The 22373-nt window shown below is 67.8% G+C and carries 23 protein-coding genes and 3 pseudogenes; 9 read left to right on the top strand and 17 right to left on the bottom strand.

What is annotated here, in order from left to right; genetic code table 11:
• Window positions 1-51: 51 nt before the first annotated feature.
• Entirely contained in the window at window positions 52-1260 is a 1209-nt protein-coding gene (locus BN4332_RS16435) for an MCE family protein (protein WP_066899698.1), read from the bottom strand.
• A gap of 18 nt (window positions 1261-1278) precedes the next feature.
• On the opposite strand from BN4332_RS16435, the gene BN4332_RS16430 reads away from it, so the two are divergent.
• Complete coding sequence (locus BN4332_RS16430; protein WP_066899696.1) at window positions 1279-1665, top strand: sterol carrier family protein; 387 nt, start codon at window positions 1279-1281, stop codon at window positions 1663-1665.
• Between the two features lie 21 nt (window positions 1666-1686).
• Here BN4332_RS16430 and BN4332_RS16425 read toward each other — a convergent pair whose 3' ends face one another.
• On the bottom strand, window positions 1687-2070 hold the full coding sequence (locus BN4332_RS16425; RefSeq protein WP_066899828.1) for a hypothetical protein: 384 nt from the start codon (window positions 2068-2070) through the stop codon (window positions 1687-1689).
• A 53-nt stretch (window positions 2071-2123) separates the two neighbouring features.
• Window positions 2124-3476 (bottom strand): DoxX family protein, encoded by a 1353-nt coding sequence (locus tag BN4332_RS16420; RefSeq protein ID WP_096866921.1) that lies wholly within the window; start codon window positions 3474-3476, stop codon window positions 2124-2126.
• A gap of 211 nt (window positions 3477-3687) precedes the next feature.
• Between BN4332_RS16420 and purF the strand changes: the two genes are divergently transcribed.
• Both purF and purM read left to right on the top strand, forming a co-directional pair.
• The gene (gene purF / locus BN4332_RS16415; RefSeq protein ID WP_066899694.1) at window positions 3688-5244 is read left to right on the top strand and encodes an amidophosphoribosyltransferase; all 1557 of its coding nucleotides are present in this window, start codon (window positions 3688-3690) and stop codon (window positions 5242-5244) included.
• Between the two features lie 50 nt (window positions 5245-5294).
• Complete coding sequence (purM, locus tag BN4332_RS16410) at window positions 5295-6386, top strand: phosphoribosylformylglycinamidine cyclo-ligase (protein WP_066899692.1); 1092 nt, start codon at window positions 5295-5297, stop codon at window positions 6384-6386.
• Window positions 6387-6469: 83 nt separating this feature from the next.
• Here the strand turns inward: purM and BN4332_RS16405 are convergent, their stop codons facing one another.
• The 5 genes from BN4332_RS16405 to BN4332_RS16385 all read right to left on the bottom strand — a co-directional run bounded on the left by BN4332_RS16405 (window position 6470) and on the right by BN4332_RS16385 (window position 11007).
• On the bottom strand, window positions 6470-6643 hold the full coding sequence (locus tag BN4332_RS16405) for a DUF3073 domain-containing protein (protein WP_019342977.1): 174 nt from the start codon (window positions 6641-6643) through the stop codon (window positions 6470-6472).
• Window positions 6644-6798: 155 nt separating this feature from the next.
• Window positions 6799-7908 carry an alcohol dehydrogenase catalytic domain-containing protein gene (locus BN4332_RS16400; RefSeq protein ID WP_066899688.1) on the bottom strand — a complete coding sequence of 370 codons (1110 nt, stop codon included), beginning with the start codon at window positions 7906-7908 and terminating at the stop codon, window positions 6799-6801.
• Entirely contained in the window at window positions 7905-9122 is a 1218-nt protein-coding gene (locus BN4332_RS16395) for an aminotransferase class III-fold pyridoxal phosphate-dependent enzyme (protein WP_066899686.1), read from the bottom strand. Before BN4332_RS16395 ends, BN4332_RS16400 begins: the two co-directional genes overlap by 4 nt.
• Window positions 9119-10135: a transketolase family protein gene (locus BN4332_RS16390; protein WP_066899685.1), complete on the bottom strand. Its 1017-nt coding sequence runs from the start codon at window positions 10133-10135 to the stop codon at window positions 9119-9121. The genes BN4332_RS16395 and BN4332_RS16390 overlap by 4 nt, the downstream gene beginning before the upstream one ends.
• The gene (locus BN4332_RS16385) at window positions 10132-11007 is read right to left on the bottom strand and encodes a transketolase (protein ID WP_066899683.1); all 876 of its coding nucleotides are present in this window, start codon (window positions 11005-11007) and stop codon (window positions 10132-10134) included. Before BN4332_RS16385 ends, BN4332_RS16390 begins: the two co-directional genes overlap by 4 nt.
• A gap of 284 nt (window positions 11008-11291) precedes the next feature.
• Between BN4332_RS16385 and BN4332_RS16380 the strand changes: the two genes are divergently transcribed.
• The 3 genes from BN4332_RS16380 to BN4332_RS16370 all read left to right on the top strand — a co-directional run bounded on the left by BN4332_RS16380 (window position 11292) and on the right by BN4332_RS16370 (window position 14998).
• Complete coding sequence (locus BN4332_RS16380) at window positions 11292-11816, top strand: Lrp/AsnC family transcriptional regulator (RefSeq protein WP_066899824.1); 525 nt, start codon at window positions 11292-11294, stop codon at window positions 11814-11816.
• 219 nt (window positions 11817-12035) lie between these two features.
• Window positions 12036-13502 (top strand): aldehyde dehydrogenase family protein, encoded by a 1467-nt coding sequence (locus tag BN4332_RS16375; RefSeq protein ID WP_066899680.1) that lies wholly within the window; start codon window positions 12036-12038, stop codon window positions 13500-13502.
• Between the two features lie 38 nt (window positions 13503-13540).
• On the top strand, window positions 13541-14998 hold the full coding sequence (locus tag BN4332_RS16370; protein WP_066899678.1) for an APC family permease: 1458 nt from the start codon (window positions 13541-13543) through the stop codon (window positions 14996-14998).
• A 53-nt stretch (window positions 14999-15051) separates the two neighbouring features.
• Here the strand turns inward: BN4332_RS16370 and BN4332_RS16365 are convergent.
• Window positions 15052-15489: pseudogene (locus tag BN4332_RS16365) on the bottom strand (YgfZ/GcvT domain-containing protein); the annotation flags it as partial.
• Window positions 15490-15525: 36 nt separating this feature from the next.
• Here BN4332_RS16365 and BN4332_RS16360 point away from each other — a divergent pair.
• Window positions 15526-16199: pseudogene (locus BN4332_RS16360) on the top strand (aminotransferase class IV).
• A gap of 270 nt (window positions 16200-16469) precedes the next feature.
• On the opposite strand, the gene BN4332_RS16355 reads toward BN4332_RS16360, so the two are convergent.
• The 8 genes from BN4332_RS16355 to lmeA all read right to left on the bottom strand — a co-directional run bounded on the left by BN4332_RS16355 (window position 16470) and on the right by lmeA (window position 20742).
• Complete coding sequence (locus BN4332_RS16355) at window positions 16470-16718, bottom strand: hypothetical protein (RefSeq protein WP_074133092.1); 249 nt, start codon at window positions 16716-16718, stop codon at window positions 16470-16472.
• A complete protein-coding gene (locus tag BN4332_RS16350; RefSeq protein WP_200820308.1) occupies window positions 16718-17401 on the bottom strand; it encodes a heme-binding beta-barrel domain-containing protein in 684 nt (227 codons plus the stop codon). The genes BN4332_RS16355 and BN4332_RS16350 overlap by 1 nt, the downstream gene beginning before the upstream one ends.
• Before the next feature lie 230 nt (window positions 17402-17631).
• The gene (locus tag BN4332_RS16340) at window positions 17632-17934 is read right to left on the bottom strand and encodes a DUF1416 domain-containing protein (protein ID WP_029110402.1); all 303 of its coding nucleotides are present in this window, start codon (window positions 17932-17934) and stop codon (window positions 17632-17634) included.
• A 1-nt stretch (window position 17935) separates the two neighbouring features.
• Window positions 17936-18772, bottom strand: a complete 837-nt coding sequence (locus BN4332_RS16335) for a sulfurtransferase (protein WP_066899676.1) — start codon at window positions 18770-18772, stop codon at window positions 17936-17938.
• Between the two features lie 34 nt (window positions 18773-18806).
• Window positions 18807-19298 carry a DUF4395 domain-containing protein gene (locus tag BN4332_RS16330; protein WP_066899673.1) on the bottom strand — a complete coding sequence of 164 codons (492 nt, stop codon included), beginning with the start codon at window positions 19296-19298 and terminating at the stop codon, window positions 18807-18809.
• Between the two features lie 90 nt (window positions 19299-19388).
• Window positions 19389-19478: an Ms5788A family Cys-rich leader peptide gene (locus BN4332_RS35190; protein WP_350222965.1), complete on the bottom strand. Its 90-nt coding sequence runs from the start codon at window positions 19476-19478 to the stop codon at window positions 19389-19391.
• Window positions 19479-19507: 29 nt separating this feature from the next.
• Window positions 19508-19930 carry a thioredoxin family protein gene (locus tag BN4332_RS16320; protein WP_066899671.1) on the bottom strand — a complete coding sequence of 141 codons (423 nt, stop codon included), beginning with the start codon at window positions 19928-19930 and terminating at the stop codon, window positions 19508-19510.
• Complete coding sequence (gene lmeA, locus BN4332_RS16315; RefSeq protein ID WP_066899669.1) at window positions 19927-20742, bottom strand: mannan chain length control protein LmeA; 816 nt, start codon at window positions 20740-20742, stop codon at window positions 19927-19929. The genes BN4332_RS16320 and lmeA overlap by 4 nt, the downstream gene beginning before the upstream one ends.
• Window positions 20743-20905: 163 nt before the next feature.
• On the opposite strand from lmeA, the gene BN4332_RS16310 reads away from it, so the two are divergent.
• Window positions 20906-21685: a winged helix-turn-helix transcriptional regulator gene (locus tag BN4332_RS16310; protein ID WP_096867097.1), complete on the top strand. Its 780-nt coding sequence runs from the start codon at window positions 20906-20908 to the stop codon at window positions 21683-21685.
• Window positions 21682-22301, top strand: a pseudogene (gene mshD / locus BN4332_RS16305) (mycothiol synthase). Before BN4332_RS16310 ends, mshD begins: the two are co-directional and overlap by 4 nt.
• The last annotated feature ends 72 nt before the right edge of the window (window positions 22302-22373 follow it).

The following is a 22373-nucleotide window of genomic DNA, read 5'->3' as shown; positions in this document are numbered from 1 at the left end:
ACAAATCCCCCATTTCGCGCGAAGCTCCCCTGGATCAAGATCGTAAGGCCGTCACGGGTTGATCGTGGGCTCACCGATCTGGCGGCCCCAGACGTAGTCGACGAAGATCGGCGAGCCGAGTTCGACATGGTTGTAGGGCGCGATCGACAGGCCCGTGTCCATCACCAGATACGGCGCGGGCCACAGGTCCTTGGTGATCGGCTGCCAGCAGCCCGGCTTGCCCTCGGGCCCGCCTTTGGCGTTGACCCGCGGCAGATTGTCCGGATAGACGTAGGTGTTGCCGACGCCGATGCTCGACAACGTCCCTGTGCTCTCGAACGAATATCCGTTGTCGCCGCCGAACGTCGCATAGAAGGCGGGCGCGACGTCGTGGTAGTTGCGGATGGTGCAGAACAGCTGCCCCTGGTACTCGTCGAACAATTTCGACGTCGGGATCAGGTCCTGCGCGCCCCGCTCCAGATACGGTCCGCCCCGTTCGAGGATGTCCGAACTGGTTCCGGCGAATCCGATCGCCGCGATCAGGGCGGCGTTGAGATCGCCACGCCGGGAGTTGAACGTGGCGGCGCTGCGCGCGGCGTGGCCCAGACCGTCGAACAGATCCGGCCCGGCCGCCGCATAGCGGTCGCCGAGATCGGCCAGCCCGGCGATGTCGTGGCGCAGCGCGGGCATCCGCCCGTTCAGGTCGGCGAGGATGGTGTTGCCGTCGGTCAGCGACTGCCCGAACGCGTTGCCCAGGCCGGTCAGCGCCTGCGCGGTGGCCTCGAGAGTCTGGTTCAGCTTGATCGGGTCGATCTGCTCGGTGATGGCGGTGATCGTCTCGAACAACGAGTTGAACTCGGTGGTGACCGCCGTGACGTCGATCGGGGCGGAGCTCGAAACCCGTTCCGCGCTCGGATGTTCCGGCGAGGTGAACGCGACGTACTTGTTGCCGAACACCGTCGTCGCCTGGATTGTCGCCGAAACGTTGGCCGGCAGCAGGTCCAGGTACTTCGGGTCGATGTTCAGCCGTACCAGGGCCCGCACCGGATCGCCGTGGTCCGTGGTCATCGCGGCCACCCGGCCGATCGGAACCCCGTTGTAGGTCACCTTCGACCCCGGATCGAGAACCAGGCCGGCGCGTGCGGCCAGCAGCGTCAGCGGGGCCTTGGGTTCGAACGCGCCCCGAAACTGCGCCACGATCAACCCGAATACGAGCGCGAGAATTGCCAAGAACACAGCACCGGCCGTGCGGTACGGCAGATTTCGGTGATCGGCAATCACTTTGCGAGACTCTAGGGCATGGCCGCGCGAGGCAAAGTCGATCCGGAAAAGACCAGGGCCGCGGTCGCCGTGGTGGCCGACTGGTTACGCGAACCGACCCGCCCGGAACCCGCCCGTGCCGAACTGGCCGAGGCGGTCCGGCTGACCGCGCGCACGCTGGCGGCACTGGCACCGGGCGCCAGTGTCGAGGTGCGGGTTCCGCCCTTCGTCGCGGTGCAGTGCATCGAAGGGCCGCGCCACACCCGCGGCAACCCGCCCAACGTCGTCGAAACCGATCCCCGCACCTGGCTGCTGCTGGCGACCGGCCTGCTCGGCCTCGACGGGGCCGGGCAGGCCGTGCAGATGTCGGGTTCACGGGCCGGTGAGGTGGCCCGGTGGCTGCCGTTGGTGCCGCTGGCGGGCTGAATCCGGTTTGCCGGACGCGCCCTAACCCGGTTCGCGCGCGGTCGCGACGGTGATGGCTCGCTCGAACGTGCTGACGAGCACCGCGCGCCGTTCGGTCTTGTACGTGTCATCCGGCTCGAGCTCGTCGATGTACTCGTCCCACACGCGCAGGTAGCGATCACGCCAGTCGTGCAGCGTCGCCGCCGGAGGAAACGTGGCACCGACCCGCCCCGGTTCGACGATGTCGACCAGGATCTCGAGCCAGGCGGGCACCATCTCGCCGCCCCACTCGTCGGGCTGCAGAGCGGAATCGTCGGATCCGTCTTCGAACTCTTCCGAAATCTGGTCGATGATCCGTTTCGTCAGCTCGCCCAACCCGTCGGCCACGGTGTCGCTGTCGAAGTTGCCTGGGCCCCAAACTCCCACAAAGTCCTCCTCATCCGGCAGATGTCCGACGAGGTTATCGGCGCCGCCGCGACTCACCGGAAGTAGGGATACTCCTGCACCCAGTTGAAGCCCCGGTTTCTCAGGGTGAACTGGTTGAGGTCCAGCCGATCCAGCCAGATGGTCACGTCGCGGCCGGACAACTCACCGGTCAGCTGCAGCTGCTCGGGCGTCGGCCGAGACGCGGTGAGCGTGGCCAGCGCCGTGCCGTCCGGCCCGGACACCGTGAGGTTGTCCCCGTCGGCCTTGAGAAGCGCGTCCACCAACTCGCCGTTCATCCGCTGGTAGGTGACGACCTCGGGCAGGTCGAACACGACCCGCTGCCACCGGTACTGATCGGTGGTCAGCGGTGGCGCCGTCCTGCCGTCGACATCGAAGCGGCTCACCGTCCAGATCCCGTACAACTCGGGTTTGACGCGGCCCCCGCCGTACTCGCTCCAGCTCTGCCAGCTGGTCAGCACGCAGCCGGCGACCATCCAGATGCCGAGTGCGACCTGTACCCGGGCCGCGATGGTGTTGGCCCGGCCATCGGCGAACAGTTCGGGTTGGACCGCAGGCTCGGTGGTGCGCTGCAGCATCAGGAAGTCGGCCAGCCGGCGGTATTGCGGCGCCAGCAGCACCAGACCCATCAGCAACAGATGCCCGGACAAGATCTTGACCGGCACATCGAAGGTCATGTTCAGCAGGAACACCTGCACCATGCTGGCCACGGCGAGCAGGGCGCCCAGCGTCCCGGTGCGCGGCAGGAACAACAACAGCCCGGCCAGCACCTCGACCGCGCCGAGCGCCATCTCGTACGGATAGGAGCTGCCCACCTGCAGCCACAGCACCGAGGCCGGGCTGAAGTCGCCGTAGGGCCGCAGCAGCGCCGCCAGCGGCGGGGCCGGCATCTGCGTCGGGACGAGTTTGGCGAAACCGTAGAACAGCATCTGCCCGGCCACGCACAGCCGCACGAAGGTCAGGAACCAGGCCGACAGCCGCGCGTAGTCCGGCCGCCGTCGGTCCAGCCACGACCACACCGCGGCGCCGACGATCGCGACCACGAGCAAACAGAACACCAGGACCCAGATCGCGGCCTGATCCCCGCTGCCCGAGTCCTGGTGCAGCACCGCCTCGACGCCGAAGACGTGGCGGCCGACCCAGCTCACCGCCGGGCCCAGCACGGTCATCTGCCACATCACGGCCCGCTCCGGCAGCCAGTGGCCCACGATTCCCAGGAACGCGAAGGTGATTTGCGCGAACAGCAGGCAGAACAGGCCGAAGTACAAGAAGCAGAACCGGAATGCGATCTTCGTCACCTCCGGCCACGGTTGCGGCCCGGGCTCCGCGCCGGAATCGAGGGGATCGGTTGTCGGTTTCTCCGAGAGCTGGCGCGTCACGAAATCCATCCTTGCCGTTGGCATGTGGTGGGTCGATGGGGTTTTCCCGACGGATCGGGGTGGGGCTGGCCACACCGCGGGGAGGTGGGGCGGGAATGTCGACGCCCCCGCCGGCTGTTGCAAAACCCGGTGCCAGACCGGCCATTCGATTCTTTTCTTGGCCCGGCTGGACCGTAGACTCGCTTATGTCACCAACCGCCGCCCCGGGAGCAGCCTTATCGTGACTGATCACCAGATCGACGAGAACGAGCCGCGCGAGGAGTGCGGCGTATTCGGGGTCTGGGCCCCGGGTGAAGACGTCGCCAAGCTCACCTACTACGGCCTGTACGCGCTGCAGCACCGTGGGCAGGAAGCCGCGGGCATCGCGGTGTCCGACGGGTCACAGATCCTGGTGTTCAAGGACCTCGGGTTGGTCAGCCAGGTGTTCGACGAGCAGACCCTGGCCGCCATGCCGGGCCACGTCGCCGTCGGCCACTGCCGCTACTCCACCACCGGCTCCACCACCTGGGAGAACGCCCAGCCGGTGTTCCGCAACACCGCCGCCGGGACCGGCGTCGCGCTCGGCCACAACGGCAACCTGGTCAACACCGCCGAGCTGGCGGCCCGCGCCAGGGAAGCCGGGCTGATCGACATGAAGGGCGCCCCGACCGCCACCACCGATTCCGACATCCTGGGCGCGCTGCTGGCCCACGGCGCCGCCGACGCCACCCTCGAGCAGGCCGCCCTCGAGCTGCTGCCGACGGTGCGCGGCGCCTTCTGCCTGACCTTCATGGACGAGAACACCCTCTATGCCGCGCGCGACCCGCACGGTGTGCGTCCGCTGGCGCTCGGCCGGCTCGACCGCGGCTGGGTGGTGGCCTCCGAGACCGCCGCCCTCGACATCGTCGGCGCCTCGTTCGTCCGCGACATCGAACCCGGCGAACTGCTCGCCATCGACGCCGATGGGGTGCGCTCCACCCGGTTCGCCAACCCCGAACCCAAGGGCTGTGTCTTCGAGTACGTCTACCTGGCCCGCCCCGACAGCACGCTGGTCGGCCGCTCGGTGCACGCCACCCGCGTCGACATCGGCCGGCGTCTGGCCCGCGAGCATCCCGTCGACGCCGACCTGGTGATCGGTGTTCCCGAATCCGGAACGCCGGCTGCGGTCGGCTACGCCCAGGAATCGGGCATCCCGTTCGGCCAGGGCCTGATGAAGAACGCCTACGTGGGCCGCACCTTCATCCAGCCCTCACAGACCATTCGGCAGCTGGGCATCCGTCTCAAGCTCAACCCGTTGCGTGAAGTCATCCGGGGCAAGCGGCTGATCGTCGTCGACGACTCGATCGTGCGCGGCAACACCCAGCGGGCCCTGGTCCGGATGCTGCGGGAGGCCGGGGCCCTGGAGGTCCACGTCCGGATCGCCTCGCCGCCGGTGCGCTGGCCCTGCTTCTACGGCATCGACTTCGCCACCCCGGCCGAGCTGATCGCCAACGCGGCGTCCGCCGAGCACGAGGGCGAGATGCTGGAGGCCGTGCGGCACGCCATCGGCGCCGACAGCCTGGGCTACATCTCCCAGCAGGGCATGATCGCGGCCACCGAACAGCCCCCGACCCGGCTGTGCTCGGCCTGCTTCGACGGCAATTACCCGATCGAGCTGCCGGGTGAGACCGCGCTGGGCAAGAACGTCGTCGAGCACATGCTGGCTTCTGCGCACGCGAGGAGCGAGATCGTCCCCGCCCGCACCGGCGGGCCGCTGCAGGCCGACAACGACAACGCGTCGGCCTTGAGACGTCCTTAACGCCTCCTGCGCTGTACCCCCGCAACAGCGGGGCGGTAGCCTTGCTTGCGATGACTAAGGGCGCCGAACAGCACGGCATCGCCGAACACAGCAGCATTTCCTACGCATCGGCCGGAGTGGACATCGAGGCCGGTGACCGCGCTGTAGAACTCTTCAAACCGCTCGCCGCCAAGGCCACCCGTCCCGAGGTGCGCGGCGGCCTGGGTGGCTTTGCCGGCCTGTTCGCCTTACGTGGCGGATACCGCGAGCCGGTGCTGGCCTCCTCGACCGACGGGGTGGGCACCAAGCTCGCCGTGGCGCAGGCCATGGACAAGCACGACACCGTCGGGCTGGACCTGGTCGCGATGGTGGTCGACGACCTCGTGGTGTGCGGCGCCGAGCCGCTGTTCCTGCAGGACTACATCGCCGTCGGCCGGACCGTGCCGGAGCGGGTCAGCGCGATCGTGTCCGGTATCGCCGAGGGCTGTGTCCAGGCCGGCTGCGCGTTGCTGGGCGGCGAGACGGCCGAACACCCCGGCCTGATGGAACCCGACCATTACGACATCTCGGCGACCGGTGTCGGCATCGTCGAGGCCGACGACGTGCTGGGCCCCGACCGCGTGCGGCCCGGCGACGTGATCATCGCCATGCGTTCCAGCGGCCTGCACTCCAACGGCTATTCACTGGCCCGCAAGGTGTTGCTGGAGATCGACCGGATGAACCTGGCCGGCCACGTCGAGGAGTTCGGCCGCACGCTCGGCGAGGAGCTGCTCGAGCCGACCCGCATCTATGCCAAGGACTGCCTGGCGCTGGCCGCCGAGACCCAGGTCCGCACCTTCTGCCACGTCACCGGAGGCGGGTTGGCGGGCAACCTGGAGCGGGTGGTGCCGCACGGCCTGACCGCAGAGCTGGATCGCGGCACGTGGACGCCGGCACCGGTGTTCCAGATGATCGCCCAGCGCGGACGCATCGAGCGTGCCGAGATGGAGAAGACGTTCAACATGGGCGTCGGGATGGTCGCGGTCGTGGCCCCGGAGGACACCGACCGCGCGTTGGCCATCCTGACCGCACGGCATCTGGACTGCTGGACGCTGGGAACCGTCAAGAAGGGCGGCAAGGACAGTGTGCGCGCCCAGCTGGTCGGACAGCATCCGCGGTTCTAGACAATTAGACAAGGTCGCGCTGGTGAGCGACTTGCGCAACCAGCGCGACCTGCGTCTAAGTTGTGGGACGGAGTGCCGGCGGCTCAGCGCCGCCAGTCATCCTCACCCGACCACTCATCGGCGTCGTCATTGACGTCGCCGGAATCGGGAGATCCCGACAGCTCACGTTGGAGCTGACTGAAGTCGGTGTTCGGTGAGCTGTACTTCAACTCACGTGCCACCTTGGTCTGCTTTGCCTTCGCCCGGCCGCGGCCCATGGGGGGACCCCCTCGCGCAATAACGGAGCGGCCCAATTGCTAGGCGGCTCCGATCTGTGTGTCTTTATTGTCCTGCCAACACTTTACCGTGCCCGCCCGCGAAGTGCTGTCAGGCCCTGCCTCACGGTGGTCCGGAACACGCCGAATCGAACAGTTCACGCCTCGTCGAACAGGATGACCTGGCGGATGGCCCGGCCATCGGCCAGCCGATCCATCGCCTCGTTGATCTGATCGAGCCTGATCCTGCTGGATATGAGCCTGTCCACCGGTAGCTTCCCCTCCCGCCACAACTGTGCGTACCGGGGGATGTCGCGGGCCGGGATGGCCGAACCCAGATAGCTGCCGACCACCGTTCTGGCCTCGGCTGTGATGGTCAGCGGAGAGACCGCGGCCAGCGCGGTGGCCGCGGGCAGGCCCACCGTGATCGTGTTGCCGCCCGGCTGGGTCGCCCCGAAGGCGGTCTCGAAGGCCCGGGGATGGCCGGCGCAGTCGATGACGTGACGGGCTTTGATGCCGAGTTCGGCGAGCTGAGCCGGGCTGTAGGTCTCGGTTGCGCCCAGCGCGGCGGCCTGGCCGAGCTTGCTCTCTTCCGTGTCCACCGCGATGACGCGGCTGACCTGCAGTGCCCGAGCGGTGATGACGGCGGCCATGCCGACCCCGCCCAGCCCGACCACCATCAGGCTGTCGGTCGGCGCGGGTTTGGCGACGTTGAGCACCGCACCGCCCCCGGTGAGCACCGCGCAGCCCAGCACTGCGGCCACCTCGGCCGGGATATCCGGGCCGACGGGCACGGCGGAAGCCCGGTCCACCACGGCGTACGTGGCGAAACCGGACACTCCGAGATGGTGGTGCACCGGGCGCCCGGCCCGGGTCAGCCGACGGCCGCCCAGGAGGGTGCCCGCGGTGTTCGCCGCCGACCCGGCCGAACACGGCAGCCTGCCGCCCTGACCGCATTCGTGGCACCGACCGCAGCGGGGGAGGAAGGACATCACCACTCGCTGCCCGGGGCCGATGTCGTCGACGGCAGTACCGGCGCCGATCACGACACCTGCGGCCTCGTGCCCCAACAGCATCGGGGTGGGGCGGGGCCGGTTCCCGTCGACCACGCTGAGGTCCGAATGGCAGACCCCGGCCGCTTCGATCTTGACCAGCAACTCCGTCGGGCCGGGATCCGCCAGCTCCACCTCGCCGACGGTGATCGGCCGCGATCTCGCGTATGGCCGGGGCCGGCCTGACTTTTCGAGGACCGCGCCGACGATCTTCATCGCCGGGCCAATGCGGCGAAGGCATCGTCGGTGCGCTCGAGGGCATCGTCGATGTCGGCCGTGGTGTGTGCCGCGTTGAGGAACCAGTTGTGGTAAGGGTGCAGGTAGACGCCGCGGGCGCCGACTTCGTCACACCACCGCCGGGTCTGGCTGAAATCGTCGTCCCCGGCGAACCGCAGCAGCGGCATCTGTACCGGACCTGTCTGCACCACCTCGAATCCGTGCGCGCGGGCCTGGGCGGCCAATCCGTCGCGCAGCCGTTGCCCGGAGGCGCGCATGCGCTCCATCGCGTCGGTGTCGCGCAATTCTCGGATGGTGGCGATCGCAGCGGCCATCGACACCGCCGAGAACCAGAACGATCCCGTGGCGTAGATCTCGCGGGCCGCGGTGCGGAGGGCATCGGTGCCGGTCACCGCCGCCAGCGCGTAGCCGTTCGCGATGGCCTTGGACCAGGCGGACAGATCGGGGCGAACCCCCAACGGCTCCCAGCTGCCGGCCAGGTCCAGGCGGAAGCCGCAGCGGACGTCGTCGAGAATGAGTGCGGCACCGGTGCGGTCGCACAGCTCGCGCAACCCGCGGGCGAACCCGGGGTCGGCGAGCTCTTGATCGCGATGCACATCGTGGCGGAACGGGCAGACGATCACCGCGGCCAGATCGGCGCCGGCCCGCTCGGCGGCGGCCCGAACCGAGCCGAGGTCGTTGTACTCGAAGTAGTCGAGGTGGGCTCGGTCCTCCGGCGTCACCCCGGCGGTGACCGGGGTGCACCACGGCACGGCACCGTGATACGCGCCGTTGGCGATCAGCACCTTGCGCCGACCGGTCGCGGCGCGCGCGATGGTGACGCAGGTGGTGGTGGCGTCGGTACCGTTCTTGGCCAGCAGCGCCCAGTCGGCGTGTGCGACGGTGTCGACGAGCAGCTCGGCGAGTTCGACCATCGTCGGAGCTGCCCCGTTGAGGCAGTCACCTCTCGAGATCTGATCCGAAACTGCCTGTTGCACAGCGGGGTTGCGATGACCGAGGACGACAGGACCCCACCCGCACATGAAGTCCAGGTAGGTGTTGCCATCGGTGTCGGTGATCCGGCAGCCGTCACCGGACGCCATGTACTGCGGCAGGGTCGCGGAGAACGACCGCACATTCATGTGCCCGTACATGCCGCCGGGGACGACGAGCTCGGCCCGTTTGGTCAGCGCGGAGTCGTTGTGGTCGATCATCGCAGCAGCTCCCTGGCCACCGCCGCGACGCCGGGGGCGTCCAGCCGGTACTTCGCGTAGAGCGCCGCCGGAGGGCCGACCGGGATGTACTCGTCGGGCACACCGTGTTTGGCGAGCCGCACCCCGGCCGCGCCACTCAGCAGCAGCGCTTCGGCGACCGCGGTCCCCAGACCGTTGGTGACGTTGTGTTCCTCGACGGTGAGAATGGCGCCGGTGTCCCGCGCCGCGGCCAGGACCTCGTCGACATCGAGCGGCGCGACGGTGTGCATGTCGACGACGCGTGCGCTGACACCCTCGTCGGCCAGGATGGCCGCGGCCTCAAGCGCCGGGTGAACTTCGCTGCCGGTGGCGATGATCGTGAGATCGACGCCCTCGCGCAGCCGGATGGCCTTGCCGAAGGTCAGTTCGGGGACCGTCGGATAGACCTCGGGGTCGCGTCCGCGACCCAACCGGATATACATCGCTCCCGGGTGGTCGACGGATGCCCGCAGGACCGCGCGCAGATGGTTGGCATCGGTCGCGCAGACCACCGTCAGCTCGGCGAACGTGCGCAGCACGCCGATGTCTTCCAGCGCATGGTGGCTGGTGCCGTAGAACCCCATGGACATCCCGGAGTGGTGCCCGACGATCCGCACTGGCATCCGCGGATAAGCGCAGTCGGTGCGGATCTGCTCGGCGCACAACAGTGCGGAGAACGACGCGAATGTGGCGGCGAACGGTATGTATCCGCACGAGGCCATGCCGGCCGCGGAGGTGATCATGCCCTTCTCGGCGATGCCCATGTTGAAGAACCGGTCCGGGTGGCGCCCCGCGAAATCGGTCGCCCGGTTGGCGCTGGCCAGATCGGCGGTCAGCACGACGACGCGCGGATCGTTGTCGGCCAGGTCGGCCAGTTCCTCGCCGAACACGAACGCGGGGATGGTGCTGACGTCGCTGCCGTCGAACGAGCGCTTGTCCCGTAGCTCGGTCGAGCCGCCGCCGAAGATCTCTGCCTGGTCTTGGGTTTCGGTCATTTCGCTGCCTCCAGCGGACGCAGGCCGGCCTGCAGTTCCGCGATCACGTCGTCGAAGTCGGCGCCGACGAGGTTGCCGACATGCCAATCGGGGTTGTATTCCATGAGCTTCACGCCGCGGCCCTTGACCGTGTCGGCCACGATGAGCTGTGGTGGTCCGTCGGGTGTATCGGCCAGGCCGCCGAAAAGCTCCAGCAGTGCGTCGACGTCGTGGCCGTCGACCCGGTGGGTCTGCCAGCCGAAGGCGGCGAAACGGTCTTCGATCGGCTCGACACTCATCACGTCGTCGGTGAAACCGTCGATGCACAGTCTGTTCCGGTCGACGATGGTGACCAGCCGGCCGAGGCGATAGTGCCCGGCGGCGTTGGCCGCCTCCCAGATCTGTCCCTCGTGCAGCTCCCCGTCACCCAGCATGCAGAACGTGCGGAACGGGTGATCACCGACGCGGCCGGCGAAGGCCATGCCGACGGCGATCGACAGACCGTGACCCAGTGAGCCCGAGCTGAAATCGATGCCGGGGATCTTCTTCATGTCGGGATGGTCGCCGAACGGGCTGCCCAACCGCGTGTAATTGTCGAGCTCGGACGGGGCGAAGAAACCCACGTCGGCCAGCACCGGGTACAGGCCGATGGCGGCGTGGCCCTTGCTGAGCACGAACCGGTCGCGGTCGGCCCATTTTGGTTCTTCCGGGCGGTATTTCAGCACCGAGTAGTACAGTGCCGCGAACAGTTCGGCGGCCGAGAAGGACGATGTGTAATGGCCCGCTCCGGCGATCCGGGACAACCGCACCGTCTCGAGCCGGATGAACTTCGCCCGGTCGGTGAGCCGTTCCAGCGCGGCCGCGCGTTCGGGTGTGCCCGTCGGTGGAATCATCTTCTGCTCCCTTGCACTCGGTGGATGTGCCGACCGGGGTGCGCCAATGGTGATGTGGCGCAACGGCTATGGCGCTTATCGCAGTGCCGGCTGTGGTCGGCCTCACGCTATGGTGGGAGATTCTTCGCAAGTTGGGCCCAGGAGCTGAAGTTTGTTCGGAAACTAGGGCAAACAACACTCTTTTTTCGTCGACGGGCCGTATTGTCCGTGTTGCTCCGAAGGATGTGCAGCCGGAATGCGGGTCCGGCCGCTGCGGATTCAGGCTGTTCGACGAGGAGGTTGCAATGCAGCGGTATGAGGACGAGCGGGGCCGAGAGGTCAAGACCGACGAGATCGACGAGCTGTTGCTCTGGGAGCTGACCACGAACGGCCGGATGTCGAACAACGAGTTGTCGCGCAAGGCGGGCATCGCGCCGTCCACCTGCCACGCCCGCATCAAACGGCTCGAGCAACTCGGCGTGATCCGGTCGATCAACGCCTTCGTGAACTACGAGGCGCTCGGGTTCCCGGTCCAGGCCATCGTGTTCGTCCGGTTACCCGCGCCCGCCCGTGACCAGGTGAAGAGTTACGCCAGTCGGGTGATCCGGTTTCCCCAGGTGCTCAACGTGTTTCACATGGGCGGCCCCGACGACTTCCTGATCCACGTGGCCTGCACCTCGACCAGCCAGCTGCGCGACTTCGTCGCCACCAAGCTCAGTTCCGGTCCGGTGGCCGCCACCACGACCAGCATCGTGTTCGACCACTACATCGGTGTGCAGAACATGGAATATGTCAGCGGGTACGAGGAGATGCGCCGGCCGATCCGGTAAATACCGAACAAGCTTCGGTGCACAGCGGCGTACGTCGAGGTTGCTTCGAAAAACATCGCAATATCCGGACCGCAATGCGCACGACGTTCGGAATCCTCTCGCGGCCGCGAATGTGTTCTGCATCATAGGCGCGTCGTCCTGCCGACGCGGCCGGCGGCACTCCACGTCACGGCGCCACACCACGGGCCGCCCGGCACTCGCCCCGAGAGGAATTCGACGATGACCGCACCGATGGAACTACTCGTCAAACACCGGATGTCGATCGGTGGCCGGGCGCGTGACAGCGCCGATGGCGCGATCATCGAGATCCGCGACAAGTTCGACGGCCATCTCATCGGCACCGTCCCCGCGGGCACTGTCGAGGATGCGCAGGAGGCGCTCGATGCCGCGCCCGGTGGAGCTGAAATATGGGCGGCGACACCGGCTTTCCGTCGCGCAGCGATCCTCAGGGCGGCGGCGGCCCAGATCCGGGCCGACCGTGAGGAACTGAGCCGCACGCTGTCGGCCGAGAACGGCAAGACCATAGCTCACGCCAGGATGGAGATCGACACCACCGCACGCATCTTCGACGGTTTCGCCGAGGAGTCGCTGCGCCTGTTCGGGCAGACCATCCCACTGGACATCCAGGACGGGCTTGAGTCCGATTTGATGCTGACGGTGCGGGAGCCGCTCGGGGTCATGGTGGGCATCGTTCCGTTCAATTTCCCGGCCGAGCTGTACGCCCACAAGGTCGGTGCCGCGCTCGCCGCGGGCAACGCGATGATCGTCAAACCGCCGGAGGACGATCCGATCGTGACGATCATGCTCACCGAGATCCTGCATCGGGCCGGAGTCCCCGGTGCCGCACTGCAATTGGTCACCGGATACGGCCACATCGTCGGAGAGCACCTGTGCGGCAGTCCCGATATCGCCGCGGTCACGTTCACCGGCAGCACCGCGGTCGGCGCCGTCATCGCGGCCAACGCGGGCCGCAACATCGTGCGGGTCTTCCTCGAGCTCAGCGGGAATGACGCGTTCATCGTCTGCGAGGATGCCGACCTGGACGCCGCAGTCGAGCACGCGATCGCGGGGCGCACCTACGCCAACGGGCAGGTGTGCGTGGCCACCAAACGCATCATGGTGGTCAGGTCGCGATACCAGGAATTCGTGGAACGCCTGCGTGATCGCGTCGGGGCGCTCCGGATCGGTGACCAGCGCTGCGAAGCCACCGACGTCGGGCCGCTGATCAGCGTCGAGGCGGCCCGGACCGTCGAAACACAGATCCATGCGGCAGTCGAGCAGGGCGCGCGGTTGCTGGTCGGTGGCACCCGGCGCGGTGCCTTCGTCGACCCCACCCTGTTGGAGATCGACACGAGCATCGGTATCGCCACCGACGAAGAGATCTTCGGGCCGGTGTTCTCGGTGCTCGCCGTCGACGACCTCGACGAGGCCATCGACATCGCCAACGCCTCCCAGTTCGGCCTCAACGCCGCCGTTTTCACCAATGACATCACCCAGGCCATCCGGGCCGGGCGACGCATCAAAGCCGGCATCGTCTCGGTCAACGGCGGCAATACCTACCGCCCGGATGTGGCCGCGTTCGGCGGCTACAAGAAAAGCGGGATCGGACGTGAGGGGCTCGGCTACACGCTCGATGAATTCACCCAAGTCAAAAGCATCGTGTTGCGGGGCGTGCTCACCGACTGACCATCCATCCGACAATGTCGTCAGAAAGCCGAAAACCAATGATCAACAGTCAGCAATCCGAACCCGCGATGACCGCGCAGACCGCGCCCGAGGCCCACGCCATGCTGCAGCGCGGGCTGGGCGTGGGATCGATCGTGTTCATGGTGGTGGCCGCGGCCGCGCCGCTGGCCGTCGTCACCGCGAGCGTGCCGATCATCATCTCGGTCAGCGGCAGCGCGGCCGCACCACAGTTCTTCCTGATCGCCATGGGCATCCTGGCGCTGTTCTCGGTCGGCTTCACCGCGATGAGCAAGTACGTACCGAACGCCGGCGCGTTCTACTCCTACATTCAGCGCGGGCTGGGACGCCACATCGGTGTAGGCGCAGCGGCATTGGCGCTGGGGTCCTACGGGGTGATGCTGATCGGGCTCTACACCTACCTCGGCGTGGCCACCTCGACGTTGTTGTCCGAGGTGCACATCGGAATTCCGTGGTGGGCCAGTGCGATCGGCTGGGTGTCGCTGGTGGGACTCCTCGGCTACCGCGACATCGAGCTGAGCTCGAAGGTGCTGGGCGTGTTGCTGATCGCCGAGACGCTGGCCGTGGTGGTGGTCGACGTCGGCGTCATCAGCGCCGGCGGCGCCGGCGGGCTGAGCCTGGCTCCGTTGTCGCCGTCCGAATTCGCCACCGGTGCACCGAGTCTCGGACTGATGTTCGCGTTCTTCTGTTTCATCGGGTTCGAGGCCACCGCGGTGTTCCGCAACGAGGCCAAGGACCCCGACCGAACCATTCCGCGGGCGACGTACACGGCGGTGGTCTTCATCGGCCTGTTCTACGCCCTGGCCGCCTGGGTGGTGGTCGAGGGCCTGGGCGTCGATCACGCCGTCGAAGTCGCTTCGGCCGAGCCGGAGAGCGTGGTACAGAACCTGGCCAGCTCCTACGTATCGCCGATCCTCACCGACGTGATCCAGGTGCTGTTGGTCACCAGCTTCTTCGCCTGCGTGCTGTCGTTCCACAACGTCATCACCCGCTATCAGTTCACGTTGGCCACCAAGGGCCTGCTCCCGCCGACGCTGGCCGAGATCAACCACCGGCACCGCACGCCGTCACGGTCATCGCTCGTGTTCACGGTGATTTCGTTGACCGCCATGGTGGCGGTGGCGGTCAGCGGCTGGGATCCGATCACCCAGATCTACATGTGGTTCTCGGGTGCGTCGACGCTCGGTCTGATCGCGCTGATGGCGATGACCAGCCTGGCGGTGATCGTCTTCTTCCGGACCCGGCAGAGCGGGCCGAGTCTGTGGCACACGATGATCGCCCCCGGTCTGGCGTTCCTCGGACTCACCGCGATCCTGCTTCTGGTGATCGGCAACTTCCCGCTGCTGGTCGGCAGCACCACCACCGCGGTCGTGCTCGGCGGGCTCATCGTGGCGATCTTCGCCGCGGGCATCCTGGTCGCGGAGCGGGTCAGGCGCCGCCGGCCGGACAGTTATCAAGCGCTCCGGCAGGAAAGCTAGCCCAGCGAGCGGCGGTGCCTACCGGGCGCCGCCGCGCAACCGGTCCACTGCGGCGCGCCCCNGGCCAACCCGGGGCCCAGCAGCGACAGCACCGCCAGATCCGCCGGCTCGATCTGGACATCGGCCCAGAACACCATCTTGCGGAGGTAGGCCAGCAGCGGTTCGCCCCGCCACGGCTCGGTGTCCAGGTAGGTGGTGCCACCGAGATCGGTCTGGATCCAGTGGTCTTCCACCCGACCCTGCAGGTCCAGGCTGAGGTTCTCGGCGACCGCGCCTTCCGGCAGTGCACTGACGTGCTGGCTGGAGATACTGTGCAGCCACGTCTGACGGTCCTTGCCGGTCAGCGTCAGCACCGCGCGGTGCGACCGGTCCACCACGATCGCGGCATCGGCAGCGGCCCGTTGCTCTCCGAGCGGATCACCGTAATGCCACACGGCCCCGGAGTCGGGGCTGCCCTCGGGCGTGGGCACTGCTGACGGTAGTGCGGTCATAGGCCAACTCTACGTTTGTCGCTACGCTGGCCACCCATGGCAAGCCCACCAGCCGTGCTGGTCACCCTCGACGGGCAGATCCACGATCCCGACGCCCCGCTGCTGCACGCCGACGACCTGGCCGCGGTGCGCGGCGACGGGGTTTTCGAGACGCTACTGGTGCGTGACGGCAGGCCCTGCCTGCTCGAGGCGCACCTGGCCCGGCTGACCCAGTCCGCCAAGATGCTGGACCTGCCGGCACCCGACCTGGACGCGTGGCGTGCGGCGGTGGCGCTCGGGGCCCGGCGTTGGGTCGACGACCACGACGGTGAGGGCGTGCTGCGCCTGGTGTACAGCCGGGGACGCGNGCCGGGGACGTCATCTTCGTCAGCTCCGACGGCTATCTGCTGGAGGGGCCGCGCTCGACCGTGGTGATCGCCACCTTGGGGCCCGAGGGCGATCCACTGCTGCTCACCCCGCCGCCCTGGTATCCGATCCTGCGCGGAACCACCCAGCAGGCGCTGTTCGAGGTGGCGCGCAACAAGGGCTACGACTGCGACTTCCGTGCCCTCACTCCTGCGGATCTGTTTACCGCCCAAGGGGTTTGGCTGGTATCGAGCATCACGCTGGCGGCCAGGGTGCACACCCTGGACGGGCAGCGGCTACCCGACGCGCCGCTGGCGGCCGACATCGCCGGCCTGGTGGACACGGCGTTGACCAGCGGCCGCTGAGCTGCGAATAAATCGCTTGTCGGGGTGCGCGCACGGGGGTACCTTCGTGGGCACACAGGGAAGGAGGTGGTCCGTCAAATTGAGTGACTTATGGACATGTGAGGTGGCTGCCCGCTAGCAGCGCCGGGGTATTGCCTGCAGCGCGCTGGCGAATTCCCCGCAGCCACCCGGCCCCCGAGCCCCTCGGTCAGTCCAACCAGGTACCAAGGCTCGGGGGCCGCCCCATATCTGGGGCAGCCCGAACCCGGTGTGGAAAGGCTGGCGCGGGTGTCAGCTCGGGCCGGGCGCCAGCGTCGAACACGCCTCCGTGGCGTCCTGCCAAGTCTGCTCGTCGACCCCGGACGGCGGGCCCACCATCGGACCCGGCGCGGCCGGTACGCCGTGCTCGGACAGGCAATGGGCATAACTGCCGTGCTCGGCGGGCGGCGAGGTGGGTGCCGGCTGAGGGCCTTCCGACGAACAGGCGCCGAGAACAACTGCTGCGGCAAGCAGGCCTGCCGCGATGATCGGTCGCCGCATCAGCCGACGATCCTCGACAGCCGGGCCGAGAGATGCGGTACCAGACCGCCATCGGCGTCCACGCGTTCCTCGACATAGCCCAGATCGCCGCCTTCGACAATGCCGTAGAGCCGCTTGGCGCCACCGACGAGAAGCCCGGACTTGCTGCGCGCCAGCGCATCGGTGACCAGCTCCCAGGAGGCCTGGGTCAGCGGCTTGCCGTAGAACAGCTCGACGTAGCCGGCGGAATGGGCCAGCAACAGCTCGATGGCCTGGGATTCGTCACGGCCTGCCGGATCGTCGGGGTCGGTCACGAAACGCCAGAAGCCGGTCTCGCGCAGACCGGGGGAGTCGTACTCACCCGATTCGGTCAACCGCCAGGACCGGGAATCCCAGTTCAGGTAGTCGCCGCCGTCATGGGAGACCACGATCTGCTGACCGAAACGGTAATCACCGTTGGTGTCGCGGCCCTCACCCTCGCCGCGCCAGACGCCGACCAACGGCAACAGCGCCAGCAGCGCATCGTTGAGTTCGACGCCGTCCCGCAGATTGGCGGTGTCGGCAGGCATCGGCAGATCGTCGAATGCCGGGATGTTACGGGCGGCGGTGGCCTTGGCCCGTTCGGCGGCTGCCGCTACGGCCCGGTCACCGGATCCCGGCTCCGGCACGGAGGCCTCGGCCGGAATGTTGCCGCCGGAGGTCACGACTCGTCGGTGACGAGGCGGTACAGCGTGTACAGCGCGAACCACGTGATGACCACGACGGCCGCGACGAGCAGAATCTCGAAGAAGAGCACCACGGCGTTGAGTCTAGTTCCTAGTCGAGGGTGTCGGCGCCCCGGGTGGGGACGCCCCATAGCAGCCGAACGTGGGCTTGTGTGCGAAATATGGACGAATCTTCGTACACAAGCCCACGTTCGAAGCGCAGGTGCTAGCTAGGCGACCTTGACGTCGACCTCGTGGATGCCCGCGCCGGACGGGGCCACGCTGGCATCGCCGTTGCCCGCGGGGGACAGGGCGCGCAGCGTCCAGGTGCCCGGGGCGGCGAAGAACCGGAAGTCACCGGTGGCCGAGGCGACGACCTCAGCGGTGAATTCGTCGCTGGAGTCCAGCAGGCGCACGAAGGCGCCGCCGACCGCCTGACCCGAGCCGTCGACCACACGACCGGTGATCACGGTTTCCTTCTCCAGGTCGACGCCGGCGGGCAACGTCAGTCCTTGCTTCGGTGCAGAGCACATATCAACTTCCCAACTCGATCGGGGCGCCCACCAGGGAGCCGTATTCCGTCCAACTGCCGTCGTAGTTCTTGACGTTCTGGTGTCCCAGCAGCTCCTGCAGCACGAACCAGGTGTGCGACGAACGCTCACCGATCCGGCAGTAGGCGATGGTCTCCTTCGCGCCGTCCAGGCCGGCCTCGGCGTACAGCTTGGCCAGATCCTCGTCGGACTTGAAGGTGCCATCCTCGTTGGCTGCCTTGCTCCACGGAACGTTGATGGCGCCGGGGATATGCCCGGGGCGCTGGCTCTGTTCCTGCGGCAGGTGCGCCGGGGCCAGGATCTTGCCGGAGAACTCGTCAGGGGAGCGCACGTCGACCAGGTTCTTCGCGCCGATCGCGGCGATGACCTCGTCGCGGAAGGCGCGGATGTTGTTGTCGGGTGCCTTGGCCGAGTACGAGGTAGCCGGGCGGCTGACGGCGTCGGTGACCAGCGGGCGGCCGTCGAGCTGCCAGCGCTTGCGGCCGCCGTCGAGCAGCTTGACGTCGTTGTGGCCGTACAGCTTGAAGTACCAGTAGGCGTAGGCCGCGAACCAGTTGTTGTTGCCGCCGTACAGGATCACCGTGTCGTCGTTGCTGATGCCCTTGTCGGACAACAACTTCGAGAACTGCTGCTGGTCGACGAAGTCGCGCTTGACCGCGTCCTGCAGATCGTCGCGCCAGTCCAGCTTGACGGCGCCCGGGATGTGGCCCTCGTCGTCGTAGGCGCTGGTGTTCTCGTCGACCTCGACGAACACCACGCCAGGGGTGTCGAGATTGTTCCCGGCCCACTCGGTCGAGACCAGGACGTCGGAACGTGCCATGTACGAATTCCTTTCGGTTGCTTCAGGTTTGGGTTCAGGCGGGTTGGGTGGTGGCAACCGCCGTGCGACGAAACCGCGTCACCAGCGGGTAGATCTGGCAGCCGAGGCAGATGCCGAAGGCGGCGTTCAGGAAGGCCGCCACCAACGCGAGGGCGGTGGCGGTCAGGCCGAGCGCGGTGATGCCGAGGGCGAAGCCGATGACCCCGACGGCGGCGAACACGAAGCCGACCAGCTGGGCGAACTTCAACGGCGGCACCGGCTCACGCTCGGTGACCGGCGCCAGCCGCGGTGCGACGAAGGCGGCGAACAACCGGCCGTAGGGATGGCGGCGCGGGCCTCCGACCGCGCCGATGGCGAACACCACGGCCTGGGCGCCGAGCAGCACCGCGGCCGCGGACTCACTCGCGCCGGCGACCAGGAAGGTGGCGATCAGTACCGCGGTGGTGACCCAGGCCGCGAACCGGGGACCCCGCACGTCCACCTGGGCGTGCTGACCGGAAACCGGCCGGGGGGATGTCGATGACATGTGAACGAAAACTCCTGTTGTCGAGGGTCTGGTTGTGTGCAGGCTCAGGGCACGACACCCGAGCGGGCGCGCGAAAGCGCGCGGCTGCGCTCAACAGCAACAACAACAGCAGCAACCCGCGACGCGGCACAGATCCACTGCGCGGCGCTTGGTGAGCACAAGCTCAAGGCGGGCTGACACGAGCGACAGCTTACCCAATGACCGCCGAGTCAGGCCAACAGTGGTTCCAGGGCCGACCGCAGGTCAGCGGCATTGGGAACTCCGCTCGTGCGGAACCGGGGCCGCCCGTCGGCGTCGAAGATGATCGTCGTCGGAAGCGACAGCACCGAAAGCCGCCGGGCCGCCTCCGGATTGGCGTCCATGTCGATCTCCACATGTGCCACCTGCGGCAGCTCGGCGCACACCTGATCGACCACGCGGCGCACCGCGGCGCACGGGCCGCACCAGGAGGCCGAGAAATGCAGCACCGTCGGCCCGGTGTCGGACAATCCCAGGCCACTGGTGTCGATATCGGCGGCTGCTTCGCCTGCCTTGAGCAGCCCGGCCCGCAACGTGAGCAGCCGGCCGATCACATAGGCCACCCCGAGTGCTGCGATCAGCACCACGATCACCAACACCCACGACGAGCTCATGACTGTCTGAACCCGCTGAGGTCGATGGTTACTCCCTCGGCGATGCCCTCGATGATCACGTCCGAGCCGCGAGCGCCCGCGGTGGTCGGGGCGACGCCGAACGGCAGCTTCTGCCCGGTGATCGTGTCGCTGAACTCCGCGAGGACCGCCGCGGTCTTGTCCTCGGGCACCGGCTCGTCGGCGGTTCCGGGTCCGGTCATGATCCCGGTCGCGGTCAGCACGAGCGTGGTCTGGTCGTTGTCGGCGAACGACAGGTCGACGGAGACACTGACCCGCTTGTCCAGGCCGGAGGCCTTCGGCGTGCCGGTGAACACGAGCCCCTGGCTGCTGGAGATGCCGGATTCGGTGGTGCCGCCGGTGGCGTCGTTGGATTCCCGGGCCGGGGCTTCGACCAGCAGATCGTCGATGCCCATCGTTCGGCCGATGTGGGTGGAGTCGATGATGATGCGGCTCTCGGCCTTTTTGACCGGCAGCTTCGCGTCCGGCGGGATCAGCCAGGACGAGCCGGCGATGTCGATGCCGTGCAGGGTGGCCTCCAGGGAGGCCTTGCCCACCACGGGATGGTCGACGCCGGCGGCCCGGATCTCGATCTCCCGGTAGCGGTGGTTGCGGACCTGCGTCAGGAACGGGAAGCCCAGGATGGCCACCCACGGATCCCAGTTGAGCCCGGCCGCGCTGCGGACGTTGCGGGCCAGTCGGTACTCGGCGTAGATCGCGGAGCCGAAATCGGTGCCGACGACCCCGACGATGAGTGCGGTGACGGTCGCGGTCAGTCCGATCAGCAGTTTGCGCACCGCCACATTGTCGCCCACGGCCTCGGAATCGAACCGCTCGGCGCGGCTAATCAGCAGGTGAGGCGTTATCGTTAGTTCACTAAAGGCCGGTAACGGCTACATGTCAGTCATGAATCCGACCGTGCGGACATCGGGGTCCGGGCGATCGTAGGGAGTGATTGCCGGCGCGCCGGAGGACCTGTTGGATCTGCTACTACTGACCGTCGACCCGCATCCCGAGTCAGTCCTGCCCTCCCTGGCTCTGCTGGCCCACACCGTGCGCACCGCCCCGACAGAGGTGTCCTCGCTGCTGGAGGCGGGTAGTGCCGATGTGGCGATCGTCGACGCGCGTGCCGATCTGGCGGCCGCTCGCGGCCTGTGCCGACTGCTCGGCACGACGGGCACCGCGGTCCCGGTCGTCGCGGTGATCAACGAGGGCGGACTGGTCGCGGTCAACCACGAGTGGGGCCTGGACGAGATCCTGCTGCCCAGCACCGGCCCGGCCGAGATCGATGCCCGGCTGCGGCTGCTCGTCGGGCGCCGTGGCGGCAGCGCCAACCAGGAGAACGTCGGCAAGATCACGCTGGGTGAGCTGGTGATCGACGAGGGCACCTACACCGCGCGCCTGCGCGGCCGTCCGCTCGATCTCACCTACAAGGAATTCGAGCTGCTCAAATACCTCGCGCAGCACGCCGGGCGGGTCTTCACCCGGGCGCAGCTGCTGCAGGAGGTGTGGGGTTACGACTTCTTCGGCGGCACCCGCACGGTCGACGTGCACGTCCGCCGGCTGCGCGCCAAGCTCGGCACCGAGTACGAATCGCTGATCGGAACGGTTCGCAACGTCGGGTACAAGGCCGTGCGCCCGTCCCGTGGCCGCGCTGCGGCCACCGAGGCGGCGGGTGGACCCGACGATGGTGACGACTTCGATCCGGCGCTGGACGACGCCGACGAGCCGATGGCCGGGCGGTTACCCAGCCAGTGACCGAACTCGATTGGCGTACCGGGCTGTCAGCCGCCGAGCAGACCGGGATACGTGACCTCATCGCGGCAGCCACCGCGGTCGACGGCGTGGCACCGGTCGGCGACCAGGTGCTGCGCGAGCTCGCCCATGACCGGACCCGCCACCTGCTGGCCACCGACGGCACCGAGCTGGTCGGCTACCTGAATCTGGCGCCGGCCNGATCCTGCGGGTCAACAACGCCGCCTTCGCCTGGCATCCGGAGCAGGGCGGCTGGACCACCGACGAGATCGCCGAACGCCGGGGCGAGCCGTGGTTCGACCCCGAGGGACTGTTCGAGGCGGTCGACGAGCACACCGGGGCCCTGCTGGGCTTCCACTGGACGAAGGTTCACGCCGCGCCCTCCGGCGAGATCCACGCGCCCGCGCTCGGCGAGGTCTACGTCGTCGGCGTCGACCCCGCCGCGCAGGGGCGTGGTCTCGGCTCGGTGCTCACGCTGGTCGGTCTGCACCATCTCGCGCAGCGGTCCCTGCCGACGGTCCTGCTGTACGTCGAGGCAGATAACTCGGCGGCCGTGGCGACGTACCGAAACTTGGGTTTCGAGGTGTTCAGCGTCGACGCGGCGTACGCCGCCGGTTAACCCGTTTAGCTGTGAACACGCTGAACCTGTTCACTGTTGATTTACCTGCTGTCCCCGAGCCGTCCACTGCGG

The sequence above is a fragment of the Mycolicibacterium houstonense genome, assembly GCF_900078665.2.
In the GTDB taxonomy this organism is placed as follows: domain Bacteria; phylum Actinomycetota; class Actinomycetes; order Mycobacteriales; family Mycobacteriaceae; genus Mycobacterium; species Mycobacterium houstonense.
The sequence above is the reverse complement of the archived record's forward strand: the minus strand, read 5'-3'. Positions and strand labels throughout refer to the sequence as shown.